We start from the raw sequence: 25,488 nt of genomic DNA on the forward strand, positions 1-25,488 counted from the left end.
GACGGGCCTCCTCACGATGAGCCGTGCGGGTAACGTTCCCGGTCAGGCTATGTCCTCCTGTAACGGTTGGAGTGCGGTGTGACGCGTCGGACACTGGTGCTGGGCGGCGCGCGTTCGGGCAAGTCCGCGCACGCCGAGGGCCTGCTCACCGAGGACGTGGTGACCTACGTCGCCACCGCCCGCCGCTACCCCGACGACGCCGACTGGGAGCTGCGGATCGCCCAGCACGTGGCCCGCCGTCCCACCACGTGGACGACGGTGGAAGCGCCCGCGCCGAGCGACCTGATCGCCCTGCTCACGGCCACCAGCGAGGCCGACCCGCCGATCCTGGTGGACGACGTCGCCACCTGGCTCAACGGCGTGCTGGACGACGCCGGCGCCTGGGAGGGCCACGGCATGGGCACGGTCGACCAGGAGTGCTCGGCACTGGTCCACGCCGTCGCCACCACGCGCGCCCGTTTGGTCCTCGTCTCGGCGGAGGTCGGCCTCGGCGTCGTGCCCAGCACGCACTCTGGCAGGCTCTTCCGCGATCACCTCGGTTCGCTCAACGCGCGGCTGGCCGAGGTGTGCGACGAGGTGCTGCTGGTCGTCGCCGGAATCCCACTGCGACTGCGCGAACCCGGAGGTAGTCGGTGACCATCGAGTTCCCGTCCGTCGAGCCGCCCAGCGCGGACGTGCGCACCAAGGCGTCGGCCAGGCACGCCGTGCTCACCAAGCCCGTCGGCTCGCTGGGCAGGCTGGAGGAGCTCGGCGCCTGGGTGGCCGCCTGCCAGGGCGAATGCCCGCCCAAGCCCTTCACCCGCCCCCGCGTGGTCGTCTTCGCGGGCGACCACGGCATCGCGCGGCACGGCGTCTCGGCCTACCCGCCCGAGGTCACCGGCCAGATGGTCGCGAACTTCCTGGCCGGCGGCGCGGCGGTGAACGTCCTGGCCAACGTCGCGGGCGCGACCGTCCGCGTGGTCGACCTGGCCGTCGACTCCGAGACCGCCGTCGGCGACTTCAAGGTCCGCCGCGGCTCCGGCTCCATCGACCGCGAGGACGCCCTGACCCTCGACGAGGCCGAGCGAGCCGTCGAGATCGGCCGCAAGCTCGTGGACGACGAGGTCGACGGCGGCGCGGACCTGCTCATCGCCGGCGACATGGGCATCGGCAACACCACCCCCGCCGCCGTCCTCATCGCCGCCCTCACCGGCTCCGAACCCGTCGCCGTGGTGGGCCGGGGAACCGGCATCGACGACCAAGGCTGGATGCGCAAGACGGCCGCGATCCGGGACGCCCTCCGCCGCGCCCGCCCGGTGATCAACGACCCGGTGGCCCTGCTCGCCGCCTCCTCCGGCGCGGACATCGCCGCCATCGCGGGCTTCCTCGCCCAAGCCGCGGTCCGCAAGACCCCCGTCATCCTCGACGGCGTGGTGGTCGGCGCAGCCGCCGTGGTCGCCGAGGAACTCGCACCCGGCGCCCGTGACTGGTGGGTCGCCGCCCACCGCTCCGTCGAACCGGCGCACGCCTTGGCCCTGGGCCACCTCAGCCTGGAGCCGTTGCTGGAGTTCGACATGCGCCTGGGCGAAGGCTCCGGCGCCGTCGCCGCACTCCCCCTGGTCGTGATGGCCACCCGCATCCTGGCCGAGATGGCGACGTTCGACAGCGCGGGCGTCTCCGGACCCGCCTGATGCGCCTGGCGCTGTCGTGGCTGACCGTCCTGCCCGTCCGCGTCGGCTCCAATGAGGTCGACGCGCGGGCGGCACGGCGTGCCATCGCCTTCGCCCCGTTCGTCGGCCTGCTGCTGGGCGGAGCGGCCACCGCCCTCCTGCTCCTACCGCTACCCGACCTCGTCGCAGGCTTCCTGGTCGTCGGCTTCCTGGCCCTGGCCACCCGCGGCATGCACCTGGACGGCCTGGCCGACACCGCCGACGGCCTCGGCTGCTACGGCCCGCCCGAACGCGCCCTGGCCGTCATGAAAGACGGCGGCGCCGGCCCGTTCGCGGTAGTGGCGCTGATCGTCGTGCTCGGCGCACAAGCCGCCGCCTTCCCCACCGTCGAATGGGGAACCGTCCTCTTGGCCCTGACCACCGGCCGCGCCGCATTCATCCTCTGCTGCCGGCACGGCATCCCCGCCGCACGCCCCGAAGGCCTGGGCGCACTGGTAGCCGGCACCCAACCACTCTGGACGGCCGTCACCTGGTGGACCACCCTCGCCGCCGCGGCCTACTTCATCCACCCCTGGCAAGGCCCGCTCTCCATCGCCCTCGCCGCCACCCTGGTCACTCTACTGATCCACCACACCAGCAAGCGATTCGGCGGAATCACCGGCGACGTCCTGGGCGCCGCCTGCGAAACGGCCACCCTAACCGTCCTCGCCGTCAACTCGCTCAACTGACCAAACCGACTCCGAATACCCGCAGAGGCCCGATTTTACATGGGGTTCGGGTGCTTTAGGCTGGTCGAAGCCGGGCAGGCCTGGCGGACGCTTTTCCCGCCAGGCCTGCCCGGCTTTGGCCTGCCTGGAGTGCCCGTAAGGGGCCCCATGTCAAATCGAGCCGGCCTCAACCATCGAGCCACTCTCTCAACTCGACCCGCACCCGACCGCAGCCCTCAGTTGATCTTCACCATCCACCCGTGCGGATCAGCCACCAGCCCCTGCTGAATCCCCGTCAAGTGGTTGCGCAACTTCATCGTCACATCACCAGTCCGACCACCGGAAACCGAAAACTCCCCCTCCGCGTGCTTCACGTGCCCCACCGGCGTGATCACCGCCGCCGTCCCGCACGCGAACACCTCGGTCAACTCACCGGACTCGGCCTTCTTCTCCCACTCCTCGGTGGAGATCCGCCGCTCCTCCACCGCGTGACCGAAATCAGCGGCCAACCGAAGCAACGAGTCGCGCGTGATCCCGGGCAACAACGCACCGGACAGCTCCGGCGTCACCACCCGCGCGCCCTCCCCCGCGCCGAGGACGAAGAACAGGTTCATCCCGCCCATCTCCTCGACCCACCGCCGCTCCACCGCGTCGAGCCACACGACCTGGTCGCACCCCTGCTCGGCGGCCTGCGCCTGCGCCACCAACGACGCCGCGTAGTTGCCCGCGAACTTGGCCGCACCGGTCCCGCCGGGCGCCGCGCGCACGTACTCCGTCGACAACCACACCGTCACCGGCTTCAGCCCACCGGCGAAGTACGACCCGGCGGGCGACGCGATGAGCACGTACACGTACTCCGTCGCCGGCCGCACGCCCAGGCCCTTCTCCGTCGAGAACATGAACGGTCGCAGGTACAGCGACTCCTCGGGGATCGCGGGCACCCACCGCTCGTCCACGGCCAGCAGCTCCCGGATCGACTCCAGGAACAGCTCGTCGGGCAGCTCGGGCATCGCCAACCGGCGGGCCGACGCGCGGAAGCGCTCGGCGTTGGCCGAGGGGCGGAAGGACGCGATCGACCCGTCGGGCTGGCGGTACGCCTTGAGCCCTTCGAAGATCGCCTGGCCGTAGTGCAGCACCATGGCCGCCGGGTCCAGCTCCAGCGAGTGGTAGGGCTCGACGACGGCGTCGTGCCAGCCCTGCTCCTGGTTCCAGCGGATCGTCACCATGTGGTCGGTGAAGTGCTGCCCGAAGCCCGGCTTGGCAAGTACCTCCGCAACGCGCTCCGGGGTCGCCGGCTGCGGGTTGGGGGTCCGGGTGAAAGGCAACGCGGTCGTCATGACAGCACGATAGCCGCCACTTCTACGTCAGAAAATCGCTGTCCCGACGCTCGGACATCCGACCATCCAAAAGTGCTCAACCCACCGCCTGCCGCACGCGACCCAGCGCGAGCAACCCGGTACCCAGCGCGAGCCCCACCCCGGTGATCACCAACGCCCCGGCGGGCGCGCTCATCGCCAGCAGCACCGACAGCCCCAACCCCAGGCACGCCGTGCGCATCGGCCAGGTCCGGTCCTCCTGCAGCAACACGCGCGCCGACGCGTTCGTGAAGCCGTAGTAGAACGCCGTGCCGCACGCGCCGACCGCCAACGCCGTGGCCGGCGGCAACGCCACCACCGCGCCGACCGCGAGCGCCGCGCCCACCACGTCCAACGGCCAGCCCGCCCGGATCGCCGGCAGGTCACCCGTCTCGGTCAACCCGACCAGCGTCCGCCGCGCCGACCCCAGCACGAAGAACAGCGACGACACCGCCGCCACCGCCGCACCGACCGCGAGCACGGGCAGCAGCCACTGCCCGTCGGCCACGATCAACGCGTCCCGCAGCGGCGCGGGCGACCACGCCAACCGCGCCGACCCGAGCTGCCGCAGCACCGCCGCGCCGACCGCGCCGCCGACCAGCAGCACCACACCGATCGCCACCGGCACCGCGAAGTGCAGCACCCGCGCGGAGAACTGCCGGTCACCGCGCCCGGGAGCGGTGACGCGCTCGAACCCGACGAACACCGCGAACAACAACAGCGACGCGCCCATCACCCCGTCGAACCCGCCCGCGACGGGCACGTCCCCGAGCCCGAAGGGGTTCTCCGGCGGCGCGACCGAGAAGCACACCAACGCCACCAGCACCAGCACGCCGAGCACGACCGCCACCGCCGCCACGCTCAACCCGGTGCTCCACCGAACCCCGGCCGCACCCAGCGCGGCCGTCACCACGATCAACCCCACGGCCGCCGCCACCCGGTGCTCCGGGACCACGTACTCGGCGAACATCCCGGCCAACGCCGCCGCCATCCCGGCTCTGCCGACCAGGTGCGCGCTGGCGCCGATGCGCGCCGGCCAAGGACCGAGCTGGTTGCGGATGTAGGCGTACCCACCGGGTGCGTCCGGATACGCCCGGTGCTGATCGGCGGTCGAGAACGCGCAGCACAACGCGGTCACCGCGGCTAAAACAAGACCGGGGAGGAACCACGGACCCGCCACGGCCGCGGCGGGGGCGAAACCGGTGAAGACACCGGCGCCCAGCGTCGCGCCAAGAGCGAGCGCCACGGCCCCGGCACGGGGCGTGATCGTCACCGGTACACGGTCCCATATCGACCAGGTGACGACTAACGCCCGCACGGCTGACCCCCGTTCGTGTTAATTGTTACTCCTTGCGATCGAAGGTGCGGCGCTCATGAGTGTGAACGGGACCTTTAGCATTCGTCCCGATCCACCCCATCCCGCCGCACGACCAGAAAGTGCCGGGAGGACCCCGTCAAGGAGCCGCAGTGACCGCGCCCAAGCTGGCCATCACCGACAGTGACCCGAGCAGCACCACCGCCGACGCCGTTGTGGTGGGCACAGTCCAGGGACCGGACGGTCTCGCCCTCGCGGCCGGGTCGGAGGCGGTGAACGCCGCGTTCGACGGCACGCTGCTGGACGTGCTCGACTCCGTCGGCGCGAGCGGCAAGGCCGACGAGGTCGTCACCGTGCCGACGCTCGGCAAGCTCGCCGCCCGCGTCCTGCTCGCCGTCGGCCTGGGCAAGCCCGCCGACGACGGCTCGGTCACCGAGGACCAGGTGCGCCGCGCGTCCGGTGCCGCGGCCCGCGCGCTGTCCGGCCGCAAGCGCGCCGTCACCACGCTGTCCTCCCTGCACCTCGGCCCCGCGGTCGAGGGCACCGTGATGGGCGCGTACTCGTTCACCGAGTACAAGTCGAACAAGGGCGAGGGCCCGGTCGCGCGCGTCGACCTCGTCGCGCCCGCCGAGGGCAACATCCGGGCGCACCGCGCGACCCTCAAGGCGTCCACCGCGATCGCCGAGGCCGTCACCGCGACCCGCGACTTCGTCAACACCCCGCCGAACGACCTGTTCCCGGCGTCGTTCGCGGACCGCGCCGCCGCCCTGGCCAAGGCCGAGGGGCTCGAGGTCGAGGTCCTCGACGAGAAGGCGCTGCGCAAGCAGGGCTTCGGCGGCATCCTCGGCGTCGGCGGCGGCTCCAGCCGTCCCCCGCGCCTGGTGCGCATCACCTACCGCGGCCCGAAGGCGGGCAAGAAGGTCGCGCTGGTCGGCAAGGGCATCACCTTCGACACCGGCGGCATCTCGATCAAGCCCGCCGCCGGCATGGACGAGATGACCTCGGACATGGGCGGCGCGGCGGCCGTGATCGCCACCGTCGTGCTGGCCGCGAAGCTGAAGTACCCGCTGGAGGTCACCGCCTGGGCGCCGATGGCCGAGAACATGCCGTCGGGCACCGCCTACCGGCCCGGCGACGTGCTGACCATGTACGGCGGCAAGACCGTCGAGGTGCTCAACACCGACGCCGAGGGCAGGCTGATCCTGTCCGACGCGATCGTGCGCGCCTGCGAGGACGCGCCCGACTACCTGATCGAGACGTCCACGCTGACCGGCGCGCAGGTCGTGTCGCTCGGCAAGCGGACCGCCGGCGTCATGGGCACCGAGGACTTCCGCGACCGCGTGGCCGCGATCGGGCGCGCGGTCGGCGAGCAGGCGTGGGCCATGCCGCTGCCGGACGAGCTGCGCGGCGACCTCGACTCGAAGGTGGCCGACATCGCGAACGTGGCCGGGCACCGGTTCGGCGGCATGCTCGCCGCGGGCGTGTTCCTGCGCGAGTTCGTGGCCGAGGGCGTGACCTGGGCGCACATCGACGTGGCCGGTCCGTCGTTCCACACCGGCGGCCCGTACGGGTACACCACCAAGGGCGGCACCGGCGTCCCGGTGCGCACCATGGCGGCGGTGCTGGCCGACATCGCGGCGAACGGGTAGGCGCTTCCCGTCCCGGCCCTCCCGCCTCAGCTCGCCGAACCGTTCCTCAGTTCGCCACGCTGATCGCTCTGCGCACGGTCCCCGGGTCGGCCAGGCACCGCAACACCAGCGATGCCAGGTCGGCCCGGGACACCCGCACGCCCCCGCGCACGTTCGTGTCCACCGCGGTCCGGAACGCGTCCGTGCGCGGCCCGTCGGTCAGCTGCGGCGGGCGGACGATCGTCCACTCCAGACCGCTCGCGCGCACGACGTCCTCCATCCGCGCCATGTCACCCCACGGGTGCTTGAGCACGCGGCGCAGGATCGGCTTGACCAGGTAACGGCTGAACGGGTCGTCGCCGTCGGTCACCATGCCGCTGTTGCTGACCACGAGCAGCCGGCGCGCGTCGTGCATCCTCATCGCCGTGATCACCGACTTGGTGCTGTCGGTCTGCACGGACGTCGGCTCGCGCACCGCGCGCGTGCCGATCGCCGAGACGACGGCGTCCGCGCCGGCCACGTGCGGCCCGATCGAGTCGGGGTCCATCACGGCGGCCACGGTGTCGCGACCGTTGCGCGTGCGCACGATGGCGGTGACCTCGTGGCCCGCCTCCCTGGCCAGCTCCACGATCTTCGTGCCGGTGCCGCCACTGGCTCCCAGAACGGTGATCCTCATGCTTCACCTCGCGTGGTTGGTGAGTGCTCACTAACCTCTAGGATAACCACATGACCACACGCGACCGCATGCTCGACGCGGCGGCCCACGTCATGCGCACCAAGGGGCTCGCGCGGGCGACCACCAAGGAGATCGCCAAGGCGGCGGGATTCTCGGAAGCGGCGCTGTACAAGCACTTCGCGGACAAGACCGAGCTGTTCCTGGCCGTGCTGCGGGAACGCGCGCCGAGCGACCTGGCCGGACGGCTGGCCGGGTTGGAGGCCGGGCGCGGCGACGTGCGGGAGGCGTTGGGCGACATCGCGCGGGCCGCGATCGCGTTCTACGTCGAGACGTTCCCGATCGCCGCGTCGATCTTCTCCGAGCCGGCGTTGCTGGCGGCGCACCGGGAGGCGTTGAAGGCCCACGGGGTGGGGCCGGGGACCGTGCCGGAGACGCTTGCCCGGTACTTGGCGGCGGAGCGCGCGCTGGGGCGGTTGCCGGCGGGGGTCGACCCCGGTTCAGCGGCGGACCTGCTGCTGGGCGCGTGCCACTACCAGGCGTTCCTCGGGTTCTTCTCCGAACGCCCGGTGGACGTGGACGCGCTGGTCAGGACGTTGTGGGACGGGATCGGCCAAGCCTGAACGGCGACTGGTCACGGCCGGCGCGACCGGTCACGCCCCCTGGTTCTTCCGCCGCGAGTACTCGCGCATCCGCTTCGGGTAGCCGACGATGCCCGCGTCGTAGATCGGGATCTCCAGCTTCTTGGCCAACCGCTTGGCGCCTTCCGTGCCGTCGATCCGGCGCCGCGTCCACTCGCCGTCGTGCGCCACGAGCACGACGGTGGTCTCCGTCACGGTCGTCTTCGGCTCGACGTAGGCCTCGACGCCCCGGCGCGCGGCAGCCCACTGCTCCAGGTGGCCGGTGTCCGTGGACGTGGCCGATCGCAGCACCCCCGGGCGCTGCTTCCTGCGAAAACGGTCGAACAGCCCCACCGGGCCACCTCCTGCAAGGACCTCTGGCGACCATGGTGCCGGCGCCGGTGTGAAGGTGGGGGCAAATCACCCGAAGACCGACACCGCGTCGCGGGCGTTCGCGCGGTAGTGACAAGATGGCAACTACACGCGCGCACCCGCGCGGAGTAAGGCATCAAGCTCTCCAGGGAGAACCCGTGACCGACACGTCCGCCGACCTTGTGATCCTCGGTGGCGGCTCGGGCGGCTACGCCTGCGCGTTCCGCGCGGCCGAGCTCGGCCTGTCCGTCATCCTGGTCGAGAAGGACAAGCTGGGGGGCACGTGCCTGCACCGCGGCTGCATCCCGACCAAGGCGCTGCTGCACGCGGCGGAGGTCGCGGACAACGCGCGCGAGGGTGACCAGTTCGGCGTGAAGTCCTCCCTGGAGGGCATCGACATCGCGGGCGTCAACTCCTACAAGGACGGCGTGGTCAGCCGGCTCTACAAAGGTCTCCAGGGCCTGGTCAAGGCCAACAAGGTGACCATGGTCGAGGGCGAGGGCAGGTTCGTCGGCCCGAACACCGTCGAGGTGGACGGTCAGCGCTACACCGGCAAGAACGTGGTCCTGGCGACTGGTTCGTACGCGCGCAGCCTGCCCGGTCTGGAGATCGGCGGCCGGGTCATCACCAGCGACCAGGCGCTCACCCTGGACTTCATCCCGGAGAAGGTCGTCGTGCTCGGCGGCGGCGTGATCGGCGTCGAGTTCGCCAGCGTGTGGGCCTCCTTCGGCGCGGACGTGACCATCGTCGAGGCGCTGCCCCGCCTGGTGCCGGCCGAGGACGAGTACGCGTCCAAGCAGCTGGAGCGCGCGTTCCGCCGGCGCGGCATCAAGTTCAAGACCGGCGTGAAGTTCACCGGCGCCACCCAGAGCGAGTCGGGCGTGTCGGTCACGCTCGAGTCCGGCGACGTGCTGGACGCCGACCTGCTGCTGGTGGCCGTCGGCCGCGGCCCCACCACGGCGGGCCTCGGTTACGAGGAAGCCGGCGTCACGGTCGAGCGCGGCTTCGTGATCACCGACGAGCGGCTGCGCACCAGCGTGCCGGGCGTCTACGCCGTCGGCGACATCGTGCCCGGCCTGCAGCTCGCGCACCGCGGCTTCCAGCAGGGCATCTTCGTCGCCGAGGACATCGCCGGGCAGAACCCCAAGGTCATCGACGAGGCGGGCATCCCGCGCGTCACCTACTGCAAGCCCGAGGTCGCCTCGGTCGGCCTCTCCGAGGCGGCGGCCAAGGAGAAGTACGGTTCCGTCGAGACGTTCGTCTACGACCTCGCGGGCAACGGCAAGAGCCAGATCCTGAAGACCGCCGGCGGTGTCAAGCTCGTCAAGGCGCCCGACGGCCCGGTGGTCGGTGTCACCATGGTCGGTGAGCGGGTCGGCGAGCTGATCGGTGAGGCCCAGCTCATCTACAGCTGGGAGGCCTACCCCGACGACGTGGCTCCGCTGATCCACGCCCACCCGACCCAGACAGAAGCCCTCGGCGAGGCTTTCCTCGCCTTGGCCGGCAAGCCGCTGCACGTGCACGGCTGACCGTCGCACCCCAGTCAGCCGATCCCCGACCCACGCACGAGGAGTCAGCGAACGATGGCCTTCTCCGTCCAAATGCCCGCACTCGGCGAGAGCGTCACCGAGGGCACGGTCACCCGCTGGTTGAAGCAGGAGGGTGACCGCGTCGAGGTCGACGAGCCCTTGCTGGAGGTGTCGACCGACAAGGTCGACACCGAGATCCCGTCGCCCGCGGCGGGTGTGCTCCAGAAGATCGTCGCCCAGGAGGACGAGACCGTCGAGGTCGGCGCCGAGCTCGCCGTCATCGGCGACGGCTCGGAGCCCGGGGCCTCGTCCTCGTCCGACTCGTCCGCCGGTGAAGCCGCCGCGCCGGCCGAGGAGGCGCAGCCCGAGCCGCAGTCCGCGCCCGAGCCCGAGCCTCAGTCCGCGCCTCAGGAGGAGGCCACACCGGCACCGGCGTCGTCCGGTGGCTCGGCCGAGGGCACCCCCGTGACCATGCCCGCGTTGGGCGAGAGCGTCACCGAGGGCACCGTGACCCGCTGGCTCAAGGCCGTCGGCGACTCGGTCGAGGTCGACGAGCCGCTGCTGGAGGTGTCGACGGACAAGGTCGACACCGAGATCCCGTCGCCGGTGGCGGGCACCCTGCTGGAGATCACCGCCGGCGAGGACGAGACCGTCGAGGTCGGCGGTCAGCTCGCGGTGGTCGGCTCGGGTTCGCCCGCCGCGCAGGAAGCGCCCAAGCCCGCTCCGGCGCCTGCTCAGGAGGCCCCGAAGCAGGAAGCGCCGAAGCAGGAGGCCCCGGCTCCCCAACCGGAAGCCCCGAAGCAGGAGGCCCCCGCGCCCAAGCAGGAGGCACCGGCTCCGAAGCAGGAAGCCCCGGCCGAGGAATCCGCCAACGGCGCGCCCTACGTGACGCCACTGGTGCGCAAGCTCGCGTCGGAGAACGGCATCGACCTCGCCACGCTCAAGGGCACCGGCGTCGGCGGCCGGATCCGCAAGCAGGACGTGCTGGCGGCGGTCGAGGCCAAGAAGGCGCCGAAGCAGGAAGCGCCCAAGCCCGCCGCGTCCGCCCCCGCCCAGCGGGTCGCCTCCGCGCCGGCGGACACCAGCGGCAAGCGCGGCACGGTGCAGAAGCTGCCCCGGCTGCGGCAGATCGTCGCCCAGCGCACGCGTGAGTCGCTGCAGGTCTCGGCGCAGCTGACCCAGGTGTTCGAGGTGGACGTCACCAAGATCGCCCGGCTGCGGAACAAGGCCAAGGCCGCGTTCGAGCAGCGCGAGGGCACGAAGCTGACGTTCCTGCCGTTCTTCGCCAAGGCGGCGGTCGAGGCGCTCAAGCAGCACCCGGTGCTGAACGCGTCGATCGACGAGGAGAAGAAGGAGATCGTCTACCACGGTGCCGAGCACCTGGGTATCGCGATCGACACCGAGCGCGGCCTGCTGAACGCGGTCATCGCGAACGCCGGCGACCTGAACCTGGCCGGCCTGTCGCACAAGATCGCCGACCTGGCGGCGCGGGCGCGGGGCAACAAGCTCACGCCCGACGAGCTGACCGGCGGCACGTTCTCGCTGACCAACCTGGGCAGCAACGGCGCGCTGTTCGACACGCCGATCATCCAGCAGCCGCAGGTCGGCATCCTGGGTGTCGGCGTGGTCAAGAAGCGCCCGGTGGTGATCACGGACGAGAACGGCGACGACACGATCGCCATCCGGTCCATGGCGTACCTGGCGCTGACGTACGACCACCGACTGGTCGACGGCGCCGACGCGGGTCGGTTCCTCACGACGGTGAAGAACCGGCTGGAAGAAGGTTCGTTCGAGGCCGACCTGGGCCTGTAGCACCACCCGCCGGATCAAGCCGAGGGCCGCTCCCCGTTCACCGGGAGCGGCCCTCGGCCTGTTCCGGCGTGCGTCGTGAGCACGACCTCGCCGGACGCGCGGCGCTGCCCTAGAACCGCAAGCCGAGCCTGAGCAGGGACTCCGGTCGACGCCAGGCGAACCACGAGCCGGTCACCCCGACGGCGAAACCCAGCGCCGCGCCCGAGGCCAGCAGCACGAGCGTCAGCGAGTCCTCGCCGTCGAGGGCGATGTCGCCGGTCGGGCTCTCCGGCGAGTAGCGGACGGTGACGGACTGGCCGACCCCCAGCCGGTCGTGCTTCGAGCACATCGCCACCGAGCGCGAGCGCCCTTCCGGTGTCGAGTAGGACATCCGGTACCTGTGGCAGTTCCGGTGGCCGCCGGGCAGTTCCGATTCCACCGTGGCCTGGGCTCGGAGGTCGTTCGCGCGATCTGCCGCTCCCACGCCGAGCAGCAACAGCACCGCTGCGCCGAGGATGGTGAAGACACCGAAGAACGCCCGGAGGAAGGGCACGTGCTTCCGGCGCATCCTGATGGAGTAGTCCCAGGAATCGGGGAAATCGGCGTTCTCGTGCCTCACCACGGGTTCAGCATGACATTTCGCGGCCGGGCGACAGGGGACTTCGGCCGAAGGCGGCGACGAGGGCGTGGCGGGGGTGACACGTTCGCCGCTGTGCAACCGGGGGCCGGCTGCGAGACGATCAAGGCATGCGTGTTGTCATCGCGGGATCGTCGGGCTTGATCGGCAGCAGTCTCGTTGCCGCGTTGCGCGGCGCCGGCCACGACGTCCTGCGGTTGGTTCGGCGGCGGCCGTCGGGGCCCGACGAGCGCGGTTGGGACCCGCCTGCCGGGCGGATCGACGGTGGCGCGTTGGACGGCGTGGACGCGGTGGTCAACCTGTGCGGCGCGGGGGTGGCGGACAAGCGGTGGAGTGACGCGCGCAAGCAGGTGCTGCTGGACAGCCGCACGGTGCCGACCGAGGTGTTGGCGGCGGCGGTGGCGGAGCACGGGGTTCCGGTGCTGGTCAACTCCAGTGCGATCGGGTACTACGGCGACACCGGTGACGAGGTCGTCGACGAGACCTGCCCGTCGGGCACGGGGTTCTTGGCGGGGTTGTGCCGGCAGTGGGAGGCCGCGACCGCGCCCGCGGACGAGCACGCGCGGGTGGTGAGGATGCGCACCGGGTTGGTCATCAGTCCGGCGGGCGGGCTGTTCGGGAAGATCAAGCCGTTGTTCACGTTCTTCCTGGGTGGGCGGCTCGGTGACGGGCGGCAGTACATGCCGTGGATCTCGTTGGACGACGCGGTCGCGGCCATCCGGTTCGTGGTCGAGCACGACGTCTCGGGGCCGGTGAACATCACCGCGCCCAGTCCGGTCACGAACGCGGAGTTCACCCGGACGGTGGGGCACGCGCTGCGCCGGCCGACGCCGTGGGTCGCGCCGGCGTTCGCGTTGAAGGCCGTGCTGGGCGAGGTCGCCGAAGAGGGTCTGCTCGCCGGTCAGAGGGCTGTGCCGCGGGTGCTGGAACAGCGCGGGTTCCGGTTCCTGCACCCCGCCCTCGGTGCGGCCGTGGCGGCGGCCGTCGAGAGGTGATGGGCGCGCTGATCGGCGTCGTGCTGGCACTGGCCTCGATGGTGCTGGGCGTCACCGTCCGGGAGGAGCCGCCCGCGTTGGACGAAGGGCTGCACCGGGCGGCGGTGGGGCTGGGGCCGGGGTTCGAGCACGCGTCGGTGGTGGTCAGCTTCGTGCTCAGCCCGGGGTTGGCGACGATCGCGTTGATCTCGTTGGGGTTGCGGGCGTTCCTGGCGAAGGACCCGTTGTTGGCGCGCTGCGCGGTGCTGCTGGCCGCGTGCTGGTCGACGCTGTTCGCCCGGTACGCCTACCAGCGGGTTCGGCCGATCGAGTTCCCGAAGTGGGCTTACCCGAGTGGGCACGTCACGGCGGTCACGGCGGTCGCGTTCACGGGTGTCGTGCTGTGCGCGTGGTTGGCCCGCCGGCACTTGAAGCCGGCCGTGGCGCTGGGGTGCACGGCCGTGGCGTTGACGGCGGCCAGTCGGGTCGTGTTGGAGATGCACTGGTTCACCGACACGGTCGGCGCGGTGCTGGCCGTGGTCGGGGTGGGTCTCGTGGTCGCCCACGCCCTGAAGCTGGTGCCCGTGGGCGTAATGTCGAGACGTGAGCAGTCCTGACCTTTCCTGCCGCACCTCGACGGACCCGATCGAGGTGCGCGAGCTGGGCACCATCGACTACCTGGCCGCGTGGGACCTGCAACGGGAGCTCGCCGAGGCGCGCGCGAACGGCGCGATCGGCGACACGATGTTGCTGCTGGAGCACCCACCCGTCTACACGTGCGGGCGGCGCACCGAGCCCGAGGAGCGACCCGAGGGCGGTGACGTCCCGGTCATCGACGTGGACCGGGGCGGGAAGATCACGTGGCACGGGCCGGGCCAGTTGGTGGGCTACCCGATCGTGGGGTTGGCCGAGCCGTTGGACGTCGTGCAGTACGTCCGGCGGTTGGAGCAGGCGTTGATCCACGTGTGCGACCGGCTCGGCGTGCGCACGGGTCGGGTCGAGGGCCGTAGCGGTGTGTGGGTCCCGGCCGATGACAGGGGTGTGGAGCGCAAGGTCGCGGCGATCGGGATCCGGGTGCAGCGCGGCGTCACCATGCACGGGTTCGAGATCAACTGCGACGCGGACCTGGCCGCGTTCGGGGACATCATCCCGTGCGGCATCCGGGACGCCGGGGTGGCGTCGTTGTCGCGGGAGCTGGGGCGGGACGTGACGGTGGCCGAGGTGCTGCCGCTGGCGCGTGAGGCGGTCGTCGACGCGTTGAACGGCGACCTGCCGGTGACCGATCGGACGTTGGTCCGCGCGCAGCCGGTGGCGGCCGGGGTGACGTTCGCCGTTCAGGCGGGCTGACAGGGCGGGCCTTCCTCTCTAGTATTCCGGAATTACGGACTACCGGAGGGAGATTCGTCGTGCTCCTGACTCGACGACACCTGTTCCGAGCGTGCGGGGTGGCCGGCGCCGCCACGCTGCTGCCCACGACCGGCGCGAACGCGGCCCCGGACGACTGGCTCGGCTGGTTCCGCGCCAACCGGCAGCACGTGGCCGTGGCGCTGGACGACGGGAACGGTGGCCGGATCGCGCACCGGGCCCACGAGCGGCAGCCGTTGGCGTCGGCGGTGAAGGTCGTGCACCTGGCCGCGTACGCGAAGGGCGTCGAGCGCGGGCTGGTCAGGCCGGACGAGAAGGTGCGCGTCGGGGACTGGGAGCAGTACTACCTGGGCTTGGACGGTGGCGCGCACCAGGCGGCGCTGCGGGCGTTGGACATCCCGTTCTCGAACGGCGTCACGGCCGACGACCCGCAGCGGTTCGTGCGGCTCGACGAGCTGGTCGGGGCGATGATCCGGCACAGCGACAACGCCGCCACCGATGTCGTGCGCCACCGGGTGGGCGAAGGGCTGATCCGCGCCACCGCGGCGCAGTGGCCCAAGCTGGAGGTGCCGGAGATCCTGGCCGAGTGGCTGCACTTCGTGCTCGGCCGGCGGGTGGGCGTCCAGCAGTACCTGCGCGATCCGCGGCTGCGGTTGGAGGTGCTCGGGAAGTTCCCGGACGTCCCGAAGACCTACGAGGCGCAACGTGCCTGGGCGAGGGGCACGTGGACGGGCACGGCGGCGGCGGTCGAGCGGGCCCATCGGGCGTCGGCCTCCGTGCCGCTGGCCCGCGGGCACCTCGAACGCGGGAACCCGGTGCCGCCGGGTGTGGTGGGCGTCGGGTTCAAGGGCGGGTCGCTGCCGGGGATCGTCACGGTCGGCTTCAGCGTCCGGTGGGAGGACGGCCGCGTCGGCAGTGCGGCGGTGTTGACCAGGGAGGTCGACGAGGCCTGGTTCGCGCGGTCGGGAGAGCTGGTGCGGTTGGTCCGCACGGCCCTGGTGGAGCCCGACGTCCTGCGGGAATTCCAGGTGAGCCTCTCGTAGGATCACCGCGATGGACTTGGTGCAGCGACTTGCCGAGCTGGAACGACGCGTGGCCGCGTTGGAGGGCGACGCGCGGCAGGCGCTCCCGTCACCGGACGAGGACGGCGGCGCGTTCGGCTACGGCGGGCAGGTCGCGGTGGGCGACGGCCAGGTCTCGTGGCGGATCGACGTGACGCCGGAGCGCGCGCTGTCCCTGCCCGACCGGCCCCGGATCGAGGTGCTGTCCGCGTTGGCGCACCCGGCGCGGGTGGAGATCGTGCGCGCCCTGCTCGCGCGCGGCGGCCGGCCCGCGACGGCGTTGCAGGAGGCGGCCGGGCTGGGGTCGACCGGGCAGCTCTACCACCACTTGAAGGCGTTGACGGCGTCCGGCGTGGTGGAGCAGGACAAGCGCGGGAGCTACCGGCTGCGGCCGGCCGCCGTCGTGCCCGTGCTCGTCCTGCTCACCGCCGCCTCGGACGTCGCCGGTCAGCTGCGCAGCTGAGGCGCGACGGCCTCCGCGATCAACTCCACGTGGTCGAGGTCGTCCAGGTCGAGGACCTGGAGGTAGGCCCGGCTGACGCCGGTCTTCTCGCGCCACGCGCCGAGCTTGTCGACGACCTCGTCCGGCGTGCCGGCCAGGCCGTTCTGCCGCAGTTCGTCGACGTCGCGGCCGATGACGGCGGCCCGGCGGGCGACCTCGGCCTCGTCACGCCCCACGCACACCACCAGGGCCGCGGAACGGGTGATCTCCGCCGGGTCGCGGCCGATCTCCGCGCACGCCGCGTCCACGCGCGCCAGCACCTCGACGGCGTTGTCCACGGGCTGGAACGGCAGGTTGAACTCGTCGGCGAACTTCGCCGCGAGCGCGGGCGTGCGCTTGCGGCCCGTGCCGCCGACCAGCACCGGGATCCGGCCCACGGGCTTGGGCAGCGCGGGCGAGTCCGCCAGGGTGTAGTGCTTGCCGTCGAAGTCGTAGGTCTGGCCGACGGGCGTGTTCCAGAGGCCGGTGATGATCTCCAGCTGCTCCTCGTACCGCTCGAAGCGCTCGCGGGTGGCGGGGAACGGCAGGCCGTACGCGGTGTGCTCGGCCTCGAACCAGCCCGCCCCGAGGCCGAACTCGATCCGGCCGCCGGACATCTGGTCCACCTGCGCCACGGAGATGGCCAGCGGGCCGGGGTGGCGGAAGGTGGCCGCGGTCACCAGCGTGCCCAGTCGGATCGTCTTGGTCTCGCGGGCGAGGCCGGCGAGCGTGATCCAGGCGTCGGTCGGGCCGGGCAGGCCGTCGACGCCACCCATCTTGAGGTAGTGGTCGGAGCGGAAGAACGCGCCGTAGCCGGCGGCCTCGGCGGTGCGCGCCACCGCCAGCAGCTGGTCGTAGGAGGCGCCTTGCTGGGGCTCGGTGAAGATGCGGAGTTCCACCCCGTCGACGCTAGTCGGCCGTGCCGGAGGGCCGCGATCCGAGCGTCTTCACCGGCGACGTGACCGTGATCGCTTCTCCTCGACCGGAGCGGGCGCGGGCACTTCCCGGACGCGCAGCCCCTCGACGACGCGGACGATGGTGCGTTCCACCTCCGCGCTGGCCTTGCGCGGGTCCGAGGCTCCGGCGATGGTGCTGGCGCCGGCCGAGAGCGCGCCGAAGAGCAGGCGGCTCATGGTTTCCACCGGGAGCTGCTCCAGCTCGCCGGACGTGACCAAGACCTCGATCGTGGAGCGCAGCAGGCCGTAGCTGAAGTGCTCCTCGGCCTCGCGCCAGCGCTCCCAGCCCATCACCACGGGCGCCTCGTGGATCACGATGCGCTGGTAGGCGGGCTCCAGGCAGACCCGGACGTACGCGCGCAGGCCCGCGATGGCGGTCTCCCACGGGTCGCCGGGAGCGCTGACGATCTCGCCGAGCTTCTCGATGAACTTGGTCTCCACCGAGTCGAACGCGGCCTCGAACAACGCCTGCTTGCCGCTGAAGTGGTGGTAGAGCGCGCCCTTGGTGAGGCGTGCCCGTTTCGCCACCTCGTCCAGCGAAGTGCCTGCGTAACCACGTTTGGTGAACAGCTCCACGGCACTGTCCACGAGGGCCTGCCTCGTCGACTCGGAGTAGTCCAACCGCCTCGACCGCACTGTCACCACGTTCACAACCGTACGACATACCGGCGGTACGTACTCGTGGTATGTTCGCCTCATCGGCCATACCGACGGTATGCGACAGACCTGAGGTATGACGCCGGTCACCACGAGAGGAGGGCGTGATCATGGGTTGGTCCGACTTCTACCGACGACGCGACGCTCTGGACGCCGTGCTCCGCGCCGCGGCGGGGGATCCCGCGGCGCCCCTGGCGTTCGACCGCGACCTGTTCGCCACCGAGGACGACCTGCTCCTGGCGTTGCACCACCGCTGGCTGCAGCAGCTCACCGGACGGCTCGGCGCGGCGCTGGAGGACAGCGACGACGACCGGGTCGAGACCGTCGCCCGCACGTGGCGCGCGCTGGCCGCCGAGCAGCCGGTGCTGCGCGCGGTGCTGGACGCGCACCTGACGTCCGCCGAGGCGATCGAGCGCGAGCAGCGGATGCTGGCCCTGACCGCGGGCCTGGCGGAGCTGTCCGAGCCGAGCGCGGAGATCGCCCGCGTCGGCGCGGCGTTCACGAGCCTGGTCCGCACGCGACCGGCCATCGTGGCGGGCAGGCACCGCAGGCTCGCCAAGAGCGCCTGACGACCTGGTAGGTGTTGAGCATGCCGAAGTGGATCGCCCGGAAGTGGGACACCGCGGACATCCCGGACCAGGACGGGCGCACCGCGCTGGTCACCGGGGCCAACTCGGGCCTCGGCCTGCGCACCGCCGAGGTGCTGGCGGGCAAGGGCGCGCACGTGCTGCTGGCCTGCCGGTCGCCCGAACGCGGGCGACGGGCGCTGGAGCGCGTGCTCGCCACCGGCGGCAAGGCCGAGCTGGTGCCGTTGGACCTGGCCGACCTGTCCTCGGTCCGCACGGCCGCGGCGCTGGTGCGCGAGCGCACCGGTGACGCGCTGGACGTGCTGGTCAACAACGCGGGCGTGATGGCGGTGCCGCTGGGGCGCACCGCCGACGGCTTCGAGCGCCAGTTCGGCACCAACCACCTCGGCCACGCCGCGCTGACGTGGCTGCTGATGCCCGCGTTGCGCACGCGGCCGGGTGCGCGGGTGGTCACCGTGTCCAGCCTGGCGCACCAGGCGGGCCGGCTCGACCTGGCCGACCCGAACTACGAGGTGCGCCGGTACACGTCGTGGGGCGCCTACGGGCAGTCCAAGCTGGCGAACCTGCTGTTCACCAGGGAGCTGGACCGGCGCACCCGGGCGGCGGGCGCGGACGTGACGTCCGTCGCGGCCCACCCCGGCATCACCGCGACCGAGCTGAGCGGCAACATGGCGCGGGCCCAGGGCAACCCGCTGCTCGGCCTCGGGGCCAAGATCAGCGACTTCTTCTCGCAATCGGTCGAGGTGGGGGCGTTGCCGCAGCTCTACGCGGCGACGTCGCCGGACGTCGAGCCGGGCGGCTACTACGGGCCCGACGGGTTCCGGGGCATGCGCGGCCACCCGGCGCCGGCGGGGTCGACGACGGCCGCCCGCGACGACCTCGCGGCCAGCCGGTTGTGGGACTTGACGGCCGAGCTCACGGGCGTCGCGCCCGACCCCTCGTGACGTAGGGTTGAAGTCGTGACCGTCGTACCTGAAGGTCGGAAGCTGCTGCGGCTGGAAGTCCGCAACAGCCAAACGCCCATCGAGAAGAAGCCCTCGTGGATCAAGACCAAGGCGAAGATGGGCCCCGAGTACCGGGAGCTCAAGGGCCTGGTCAAACGCGAGGGCCTGCACACGGTGTGCGAAGAGGCCGGTTGTCCCAACATCTACGAGTGCTGGGAAGACCGGGAGGCCACCTTCCTGATCGGTGGCGAGCAGTGCACCCGTCGCTGCGACTTCTGCCAAATCGACACCGGCAAGCCCGCCGACCTCGACCGCGACGAACCGCGGCGGGTGGCGGAGTCGGTGCAGGCCATGGGTCTGCGCTACTCGACCGTGACCGGCGTGGCGCGTGACGACCTGGCCGACGGCGGCGCGTGGCTGTACGCGGAGACCGTCCGCCAGATCCACGAGATGAACCCGGGCACCGGCGTCGAGCTGCTGATCCCGGACTTCAACGCGGTGCCCGAGCAGCTGGCCGAGGTGTTCTCGTCGCGGCCCGAGGTGCTGGCGCACAACCTGGAGACCGTGCCGCGGATCTTCAAGCGCATCCGGCCCGCGTTCCGCTACGAGCGGTCGCTCGAGGTCATCACCGCGGCCCGCGAGGCCGGTCTGGTGACGAAGTCCAACCTGATCCTGGGCATGGGCGAGACGCCGGACGAGGTCACCGAGGCGTTGAGCGACCTGCACGACGCGGGCTGCGAGATCATCACCATCACGCAGTACCTGCGCCCCTCGCCCCGGCACCACCCCGTGGAGCGGTGGGTGAAGCCGGAGGAGTTCGTGACGCACAAGGAGACCGCCGAGGGCATCGGGTTCTCCGGTGTCATGGCCGGTCCCCTGGTCCGCTCGTCCTACCGCGCCGGCCGGCTGTACGCGCAGGCCGTGCAGAAGCGCGGCGACGTGCTGCCGGAGAACCTGCGCCACCTGCTCGAGGCAGGCGGCGCGGCGCAGGAGATCACCTCACTGTTGTCGGCTCGCTGACCACCACGCCGTCCAGCGCCCGGACGTAGTCGGATCCGAACGCGCTGGACGGCGTGTGCGCGCCGGGGGTCGTGCCGGCGAGGCGTTGGACGGCCTTGATCACCGAGTCGGCGGTGAGGTCGTAGGCGTTCGGCCCGGTGAGCGCGGCCCGGACCCGGTGGCCGTCGTCGTCCCAGACCTCGCCGAACACCTCGCAGCGGGTCTTGGCCCTGGTCGGGCCGCTCGGGCCGCCGATGCGCCTGGCCAGCGCCCTCCCGAGCCGTTGGGCCACGTCGGTGCGCAGCAGCGGTGCGGTGAGCGGCTGGAGCTTGCCCAGCACGCCCGGGATCGTGGTGAACGTCGTGATGTTCGGGATGCCGGTGGACCGGTAGGCCGTGCTCACGTCGCCCCACGGGATGGCGCCGACCTCCCGCGGCCGGTCGCGGAAGTGCGCCGTGCGGCGACGGTGGCCGAGCCGGACGCCGCGGATCTCGCCGCCCACCCGCGCCCGTCCCCCACCGCCCGAGCCTTCGACGGCGGTCAGGGCCGTGCCCGTGCTGGCGCCGCCCTGGACCACGAACGCGAGGTCGAGGTGCGTGGCCGTGGGCAGGGCGTCGTGCAGCATCGCGGCGAGGCAGTCGGTGGGGACGACGTCGAACCCGGCGCCGGGCAGCAGCACCACGCCGGCCCGCTTCGCGTCCTCGTCACGCCGGCTGACGGCCTCGAACACGTCGATCTCGCCGGTGATGTCGACGTAGTGCGTCTTCGTTGCGAGGCAGGCGTCCACCATCGGCCCCGAGGTCGACGAGAACGGCCCGGCGCAGTGGGCGACCGCCTCCACGTCCTGGAGCGCGTCCGCCGCGTCGTGCAAGTCGAAGACCCGGTGCTCCAGCCCCAGCCGTTCGGCGAGGGGCCGCACCTTCGCCGCGTCACGCCCGGCCAGCACCGGCCGCAACCCTCGTCGCACGGCCAGTTCCGCGACCAGCGTGCCGGTGAACCCGTAAGCGCCGTAAACCATCCACGTCATGCGCTAGAAGCTACTCGCAGGTAGCTAAGCCGACGACCGGCGGCGCACCACGACGCTCCCGACCACCAGCAACGCGCCCACCACGCAGACGGGCGCGGCCCACGCCAACCGCTCCAACCTCAACCGCCCGCAGATCTCGACGAACGCCGCACCCTCCGCCTCGACCGCGACCCGGTCGAACCCCATGCCCACGCTGTTGCCGCAGGCGACGGTGAGGCCGGACGGCGAGTCGGTGGACAGGGGCAGCAGCATGATCAGCAACCCGGCCAGGAAGAACGCAACACCGACCACCGCGGTGACGGCCCTGGGCGACATGCGAAGAAGTTACGTCTTCGCCACGTCCGCGCATAGGGGGATGCCACATTGGGGGACCTGGTTAGCAGCCCCTAATGGGCCATCCGGCCTACCCGGGGCGAGCGGATACCTCCGTGCGCCGAACGGTCCGGAGAGCCGCCGGTCCGATCAGCCGAACCATTCGCGACGAGGATATTTTCAGCGAATCTTCAGCACACGACCACAGCCGTAAAACGATAATCACACCATCGAGTGACTTGTTTTCCCCCGGCACCACCCAATACGCCCAATCCCGCACCTGCGGGTGCATCTCCGCACCTCATCGGCCGCGCCGAGCGGTCCCACCGCTGAACTCAGACCGCTTGCCGCTCGCCGATCGCCTTCCCCATTCCACCCGTCCAGGGGTCACGGTCAATGCACCTCCGCCGCCACGAAGGAGTTCGGACTGCCGTGAACAGCGTTGAAGATCGCACCCTGCTGACCGCCTTGGAACGTCGCCTGGCCGCCGCGCTGGGCGGTAGCACCCGATTCGGCCGCCTCGCCCTGCGCTGGCCCGCCGCGGCGGCGCGAAGAGCCGACACCACGGTCGCGTTCCGCACCAACGACGTCGGCGGCTACGGCCCGATCCCGCTCGACCGGACCCTGGACGTCACCACCATCACCACCCGCTTCGCCCGGATCCCCGAGTTCGCCAGGACCGACGAGCTGAAGCAGTCCCGCCTGATCCCCTGCGCCGACCACGAGCGCGAACAGCTGCTCACCGCACCGATCCCGATGGACCACTGGATCACCTTCGAGACCGCGATCGGCGAGCACACCTACCACCTGCGCGAGGGCCGTTGGCACGAGACCACCCGCCGCAGGACCTGACCGGCGGTCGCCGAGGCGTCACCCCGACACGTCTTCGACCTGGTCCGCGACCGGTTGCCGAGTGGTCGGCGAGGTGAGCAGGAGCAGCGCGTCGTGCGAAGGACTGCCGGGTTCGGCGGTCAGCACCATCAGGCGCTGCCCGGAGCCGTCGGGGCTGGCCCAGGTGTCGCAGTCCAGGGTGAGGTCACCCACCAGCCGGTGCCGGTAGTGCTTGGTGCCGTAGCTCGCGTCGTTGACGTGGTGCTCGGCCCACCAGGCGCCGAAGTCGGCGTCCTCGACGGACAGCTCGCCGACGAGCCGGGCGCGCTCGGGGTCGTCGGGGTGGGACGCGACCTCCATGCGCAGCGCGGCGACGGCTTCCCGCGCGTCGTGCGCCCAGTCCCGGTGCAGCTCGCGGACCACCGGGTCGGTGAACAGCAGCCGCAGGTAGTTGCGCCGGTCCGGCGGGATGGCGGCGAAGTCGGTGAAGAGCGCCGCCGCGGCGGGGTTCCAGGCCAGGACGTCCAGGCGTTCGCCGAGGACGAGCGCCGGTGTCCGGGTGAGCTGGTCGAGCAGGCGTCGCATGGCGGGCCGCGGCTGGTGGACGGGTGGTCGGCGGCGGGGACGCGCATCGGTCCGGCCGGCCAGCTCGTAGAGGTACTTCTGCTGGTCGTCGTCCAGGCGCAGGGCACGGGCCAGGGTGGCGAGCACGGGCGCGGAGGCCCGGACGCGGCCCTGTTCCAGCCGGGTGTAGTAGTCCACGCTGATGGCGGCGAGCCGGGCCACCTCCTCGCGGCGCAGTCCGGTGACCTTGCGGGCGGACCCCGGCTCGGGGAGGCCGCACACCTCCGGCGTCAGGTGGGACCGGCGGGCCTTGAGGAAGGCTCCCAGCGCCTTCGAGTCGGGGGCGGAACTCATGGCACCAGTGTCGTGCCGCCGGGTCGATCGAGGGACGTGAGGGGGAAGGTTCTTGCCCAGGCAGGAACCTGTCTCTCCCGCGATCGCGTGAGCTGGGGCAACGTGGGTCGTGCGCCCGACAGGGCTCCGATTCCCCGCCACGTCGCAGGAGAGTTCACCCATGGCCAGGACCACCGTCAGCTTCGACAGCGCCGGCATCCCGCTCGCCGGTCACCTCTACACCCCCGACACGCCGGCGTCGGGCCCGCGGCCGGCGCTCGTGGTCGGCCACCCCGGCACCGGCGTGAAGGAGCAGGCCTCCGGCACGTACGCGAGGCTGATGGCGGAGCGCGGTTTCGTCACGCTCGCCTTCGACGCCGCCCACCAGGGCGAGTCCGGTGGCCTGCCCCGCGGCCTGGAGGACCCGGCCCAGCGCGTGGAGGACTTCAAGGCCGCCGTCTCCTACCTCACCACCCGCGCCGACGTCGACGCCGACCGCATCGGCCTGCTGGGCATCTGCGCCTCCGGCGGCTACTCCCTCTCCGCCGCCGGGGGCGACCACCGCGTCAAGGCCGTCGCCACCGTCTGCGGCGTCGACGTCGCACGCCAGTTCCGCCTCGGCGCCGACGGCACCCAGGACCCGGCCGTGTTCCAGAGCCTGCTCTCGGCCGCCGCCCAAGCCCGGACCACTGCCGCGCGCGGCGACGACCCGGGCGTGATGACCATGTTCCCGCAGACCGCCGAACAGTCGGGCGCGCTCGGCGGCGAGCACGGCATCGAGGGCTTCGAGTACTACTGCACCTCTCGCGGCGAGCACGAGCGCTCCGCGAAGTTCCTCACCTGGCCCAGCGTCGACAAGCTCGCCTTCTTCGACGCCTTCCACGCCGTGCCCCTCATCGCGCCTCGGCCACTGCTCCAGATCGTCGGTACCCGGGCCGTCACGTCCTGGATGGCCGTCGAGGTCCACCAGCGTGCGACGGGCCCCAAGGAGCTCTACTGGATCGAGGGCGCGAGCCACGTCGACCTGTACGACCAGAAGCAGCACATCGACCCGGCCGTCGACAAGCTGGCCGACTTCTACACCGCCCACCTCACCGACGCCTGACCGCGTCACGGCTCGCGCTTGCCGGTCTTCGTGGTCAGGTGGGAGTCGACACGGCCGATGCCGGGCGCGTCCTCGAGCCGCTCGGTGACCGGCGCCGGCGGCAGCTCGGCGGACCATCCCGGCACGCGATGCCGGCGGGCGTCGGCGATGCTGTGGGCGTGGAGTACGTGTCCAGAGTGCCGCGACCGCCGCTGGACGGGCTGATCGACGACCTCTACTACCTGGAGGGCACGCCGCCGTACGCCCGGCTGACGTTGCCGCCGATGCCCGCGGCGTTGCTCATCGTCAACCTCGGGGCGCCGTTCCGCATCCGCGCCGGCACCGACATCGAGACGACGGAGTACGCCGACGGCTGCGTGGTCACCACGCCCACCCGCGCGGTGGAGTTCAGCTACCCACTCCCGACCCGATCCGTCGGCGTGCACCTCAAGCCGTGGGGGCTGGCGCCGTTCCTGCCGATGCCCGCGGCCGAGCTGCGCGACCGGCCGGTGACGGTGGAGCAGGTCTGGGGCCGGCCCGCCGTTGCCGAGCTGCGAGACCGGCTGGCCGCGGCGGACGGACCGCACGAGATGCTGACGCTGCTCGAGGAAGAGCTGGTGCGACGGCTGTGCGAGACCACCGGCCTGGGGCTGGTCCGCCACACGAGCAGCGTCATCGCGGCGGCCGGCGGGGCGGTGGCGATCGGCGACCTGAGCGTGGCAGCCGGTGTCAGCGGCACTCATCTGGCACAGCGGTTCAAGGAGCTCATCGGCGTCACGCCGAAGCGGCTGGCCCGCACCTACCGCTTCGCCGCCACCGTGTTCGCGATCGACCCCGCCGGACCGATCGACTGGGGCGACCTCGCCGGTGGCGCGGGCTACTTCGACCAGGCCCACTTCGGCCACGAGTTCCGGGCGTTCACCGGGCTCACGCCGACCCGGTACGTCGAAGTACGGCGGCGGTTCCTGCGCGAACACCCCGGCCACGCGCTGGACGGCTGGCCGCTGCCGGTCGATTGATTTCCTACAAGACCGACA

The 25,488-nt window shown here is 71.8% G+C and carries 28 protein-coding genes; 18 read left to right on the plus strand and 10 right to left on the minus strand.

The annotated features are described in order from the left end of the window. Positions 1–78 precede the first annotated feature (78 nt). From cobU to LNK82_RS10660, 3 genes are read left to right on the plus strand one after another with little or no spacing between them, the layout of a single operon-like run. Positions 79–636: a bifunctional adenosylcobinamide kinase/adenosylcobinamide-phosphate guanylyltransferase gene (gene cobU / locus LNK82_RS10650; protein ID WP_230566765.1), complete on the plus strand. Its 558-nt coding sequence runs from the start codon at positions 79–81 to the stop codon at positions 634–636. Further along, the gene (gene cobT, locus LNK82_RS10655) at positions 633–1,670 is read left to right on the plus strand and encodes a nicotinate-nucleotide--dimethylbenzimidazole phosphoribosyltransferase (protein WP_230566766.1); all 1,038 of its coding nucleotides are present in this window, start codon (positions 633–635) and stop codon (positions 1,668–1,670) included. Before cobU ends, cobT begins: the two co-directional genes overlap by 4 nt. Then, positions 1,670–2,377, plus strand: coding sequence for an adenosylcobinamide-GDP ribazoletransferase (locus tag LNK82_RS10660; RefSeq protein ID WP_230566767.1), 708 nt, complete (start codon positions 1,670–1,672; stop codon positions 2,375–2,377). Before cobT ends, LNK82_RS10660 begins: the two co-directional genes overlap by 1 nt. Before the next feature lie 215 nt (positions 2,378–2,592). Here the strand turns inward: LNK82_RS10660 and LNK82_RS10665 are convergent, their stop codons facing one another. Then, the gene (locus LNK82_RS10665; RefSeq protein ID WP_230566768.1) at positions 2,593–3,693 is read right to left on the minus strand and encodes a branched-chain amino acid aminotransferase; all 1,101 of its coding nucleotides are present in this window, start codon (positions 3,691–3,693) and stop codon (positions 2,593–2,595) included. 76 nt (positions 3,694–3,769) lie between these two features. Further along, on the minus strand, positions 3,770–4,984 hold the full coding sequence (locus LNK82_RS10670; RefSeq protein ID WP_230566769.1) for an amino acid permease: 1,215 nt from the start codon (positions 4,982–4,984) through the stop codon (positions 3,770–3,772). Positions 4,985–5,178: 194 nt separating this feature from the next. Here LNK82_RS10670 and LNK82_RS10675 point away from each other — a divergent pair, with 194 nt between their 5' ends. After that, a complete protein-coding gene (locus LNK82_RS10675) occupies positions 5,179–6,675 on the plus strand; it encodes a leucyl aminopeptidase (protein WP_230566770.1) in 1,497 nt (498 codons plus the stop codon). Positions 6,676–6,721: 46 nt separating this feature from the next. Here the strand turns inward: LNK82_RS10675 and LNK82_RS10680 are convergent, their stop codons facing one another. Then, positions 6,722–7,330: an NAD(P)-dependent oxidoreductase gene (locus LNK82_RS10680; RefSeq protein ID WP_230566771.1), complete on the minus strand. Its 609-nt coding sequence runs from the start codon at positions 7,328–7,330 to the stop codon at positions 6,722–6,724. Positions 7,331–7,380: 50 nt separating this feature from the next. Between LNK82_RS10680 and LNK82_RS10685 the strand changes: the two genes are divergently transcribed. Next, complete coding sequence (locus tag LNK82_RS10685) at positions 7,381–7,950, plus strand: TetR/AcrR family transcriptional regulator (RefSeq protein WP_230566772.1); 570 nt, start codon at positions 7,381–7,383, stop codon at positions 7,948–7,950. Positions 7,951–7,980: 30 nt separating this feature from the next. Here the strand turns inward: LNK82_RS10685 and LNK82_RS10690 are convergent, their stop codons facing one another. Then, complete coding sequence (locus LNK82_RS10690; protein ID WP_230566773.1) at positions 7,981–8,301, minus strand: oxidoreductase; 321 nt, start codon at positions 8,299–8,301, stop codon at positions 7,981–7,983. A gap of 176 nt (positions 8,302–8,477) precedes the next feature. Between LNK82_RS10690 and lpdA the strand changes: the two genes are divergently transcribed. Both lpdA and sucB read left to right on the plus strand, forming a co-directional pair. After that, on the plus strand, positions 8,478–9,848 hold the full coding sequence (gene lpdA, locus LNK82_RS10695) for a dihydrolipoyl dehydrogenase (RefSeq protein WP_230566774.1): 1,371 nt from the start codon (positions 8,478–8,480) through the stop codon (positions 9,846–9,848). A 54-nt stretch (positions 9,849–9,902) separates the two neighbouring features. Beyond that, complete coding sequence (sucB, locus tag LNK82_RS10700) at positions 9,903–11,660, plus strand: 2-oxoglutarate dehydrogenase, E2 component, dihydrolipoamide succinyltransferase (protein WP_230566775.1); 1,758 nt, start codon at positions 9,903–9,905, stop codon at positions 11,658–11,660. Between the two features lie 109 nt (positions 11,661–11,769). Here sucB and LNK82_RS10705 read toward each other — a convergent pair whose 3' ends face one another. Continuing rightward, positions 11,770–12,261, minus strand: coding sequence for a DUF3592 domain-containing protein (locus tag LNK82_RS10705; protein ID WP_230566776.1), 492 nt, complete (start codon positions 12,259–12,261; stop codon positions 11,770–11,772). Positions 12,262–12,386: 125 nt separating this feature from the next. Between LNK82_RS10705 and LNK82_RS10710 the strand changes: the two genes are divergently transcribed. The 5 genes from LNK82_RS10710 to LNK82_RS10730 are packed head-to-tail and all read left to right on the plus strand — an operon-like array spanning position 12,387 to position 16,139. After that, positions 12,387–13,271 carry a TIGR01777 family oxidoreductase gene (locus LNK82_RS10710; protein WP_230566777.1) on the plus strand — a complete coding sequence of 295 codons (885 nt, stop codon included), beginning with the start codon at positions 12,387–12,389 and terminating at the stop codon, positions 13,269–13,271. Then, the gene (locus LNK82_RS10715) at positions 13,271–13,867 is read left to right on the plus strand and encodes a phosphatase PAP2 family protein (RefSeq protein ID WP_230566778.1); all 597 of its coding nucleotides are present in this window, start codon (positions 13,271–13,273) and stop codon (positions 13,865–13,867) included. The genes LNK82_RS10710 and LNK82_RS10715 overlap by 1 nt, the downstream gene beginning before the upstream one ends. Then, positions 13,854–14,597: a lipoyl(octanoyl) transferase LipB gene (gene lipB, locus LNK82_RS10720; RefSeq protein ID WP_230566779.1), complete on the plus strand. Its 744-nt coding sequence runs from the start codon at positions 13,854–13,856 to the stop codon at positions 14,595–14,597. The genes LNK82_RS10715 and lipB overlap by 14 nt, the downstream gene beginning before the upstream one ends. A 59-nt stretch (positions 14,598–14,656) precedes the next feature. Continuing rightward, positions 14,657–15,658 (plus strand): serine hydrolase, encoded by a 1,002-nt coding sequence (locus LNK82_RS10725; protein ID WP_230566780.1) that lies wholly within the window; start codon positions 14,657–14,659, stop codon positions 15,656–15,658. A 10-nt stretch (positions 15,659–15,668) separates the two neighbouring features. Beyond that, entirely contained in the window at positions 15,669–16,139 is a 471-nt protein-coding gene (locus tag LNK82_RS10730; RefSeq protein ID WP_230566781.1) for an ArsR/SmtB family transcription factor, read from the plus strand. Here LNK82_RS10730 and LNK82_RS10735 read toward each other — a convergent pair. Continuing rightward, positions 16,124–17,056, minus strand: coding sequence for an LLM class F420-dependent oxidoreductase (locus LNK82_RS10735; RefSeq protein WP_230566782.1), 933 nt, complete (start codon positions 17,054–17,056; stop codon positions 16,124–16,126). The two genes, LNK82_RS10730 and LNK82_RS10735, sit on opposite strands and share 16 nt — an antisense overlap. Positions 17,057–17,104: 48 nt before the next feature. After that, positions 17,105–17,749, minus strand: coding sequence for a TetR/AcrR family transcriptional regulator (locus LNK82_RS10740; protein WP_230566881.1), 645 nt, complete (start codon positions 17,747–17,749; stop codon positions 17,105–17,107). A gap of 131 nt (positions 17,750–17,880) precedes the next feature. On the opposite strand from LNK82_RS10740, the gene LNK82_RS10745 reads away from it, so the two are divergent. From LNK82_RS10745 to lipA, 3 genes are read left to right on the plus strand one after another with little or no spacing between them, the layout of a single operon-like run. Beyond that, positions 17,881–18,339, plus strand: a complete 459-nt coding sequence (locus LNK82_RS10745) for a hypothetical protein (RefSeq protein ID WP_230566783.1) — start codon at positions 17,881–17,883, stop codon at positions 18,337–18,339. Between the two features lie 20 nt (positions 18,340–18,359). Continuing rightward, entirely contained in the window at positions 18,360–19,301 is a 942-nt protein-coding gene (locus tag LNK82_RS10750) for an oxidoreductase (protein WP_230566784.1), read from the plus strand. A 15-nt stretch (positions 19,302–19,316) separates the two neighbouring features. Then, on the plus strand, positions 19,317–20,321 hold the full coding sequence (gene lipA / locus LNK82_RS10755; protein ID WP_230566785.1) for a lipoyl synthase: 1,005 nt from the start codon (positions 19,317–19,319) through the stop codon (positions 20,319–20,321). On the opposite strand, the gene LNK82_RS10760 is transcribed toward lipA, so the two are convergent. Together LNK82_RS10760 and LNK82_RS10765 are read right to left on the minus strand one after the other, a co-directional pair. After that, entirely contained in the window at positions 20,296–21,327 is a 1,032-nt protein-coding gene (locus LNK82_RS10760; RefSeq protein WP_230566786.1) for a saccharopine dehydrogenase family protein, read from the minus strand. The two genes, lipA and LNK82_RS10760, sit on opposite strands and share 26 nt — an antisense overlap. Positions 21,328–21,351: 24 nt before the next feature. Next, a complete protein-coding gene (locus LNK82_RS10765) occupies positions 21,352–21,642 on the minus strand; it encodes a hypothetical protein (RefSeq protein ID WP_230566787.1) in 291 nt (96 codons plus the stop codon). Positions 21,643–22,071: 429 nt separating this feature from the next. Between LNK82_RS10765 and LNK82_RS10770 the strand changes: the two genes are divergently transcribed. Next, positions 22,072–22,491 carry a TIGR04141 family sporadically distributed protein gene (locus tag LNK82_RS10770; protein WP_230566788.1) on the plus strand — a complete coding sequence of 140 codons (420 nt, stop codon included), beginning with the start codon at positions 22,072–22,074 and terminating at the stop codon, positions 22,489–22,491. An 18-nt stretch (positions 22,492–22,509) separates the two neighbouring features. Here the strand turns inward: LNK82_RS10770 and LNK82_RS10775 are convergent, their stop codons facing one another. After that, entirely contained in the window at positions 22,510–23,388 is an 879-nt protein-coding gene (locus tag LNK82_RS10775) for a helix-turn-helix domain-containing protein (RefSeq protein WP_230566789.1), read from the minus strand. A 160-nt stretch (positions 23,389–23,548) separates the two neighbouring features. Between LNK82_RS10775 and LNK82_RS10780 the strand changes: the two genes are divergently transcribed. After that, the gene (locus LNK82_RS10780; protein ID WP_230566790.1) at positions 23,549–24,472 is read left to right on the plus strand and encodes an alpha/beta hydrolase; all 924 of its coding nucleotides are present in this window, start codon (positions 23,549–23,551) and stop codon (positions 24,470–24,472) included. A 176-nt stretch (positions 24,473–24,648) separates the two neighbouring features. After that, a complete protein-coding gene (locus LNK82_RS10785; RefSeq protein ID WP_230566882.1) occupies positions 24,649–25,470 on the plus strand; it encodes a helix-turn-helix domain-containing protein in 822 nt (273 codons plus the stop codon). Positions 25,471–25,488: the final 18 nt, after the last annotated feature.

This window comes from Saccharothrix luteola, from assembly GCF_020859565.1.
GTDB classification, from domain to species: domain Bacteria; phylum Actinomycetota; class Actinomycetes; order Mycobacteriales; family Pseudonocardiaceae; genus Actinosynnema; species Actinosynnema luteola.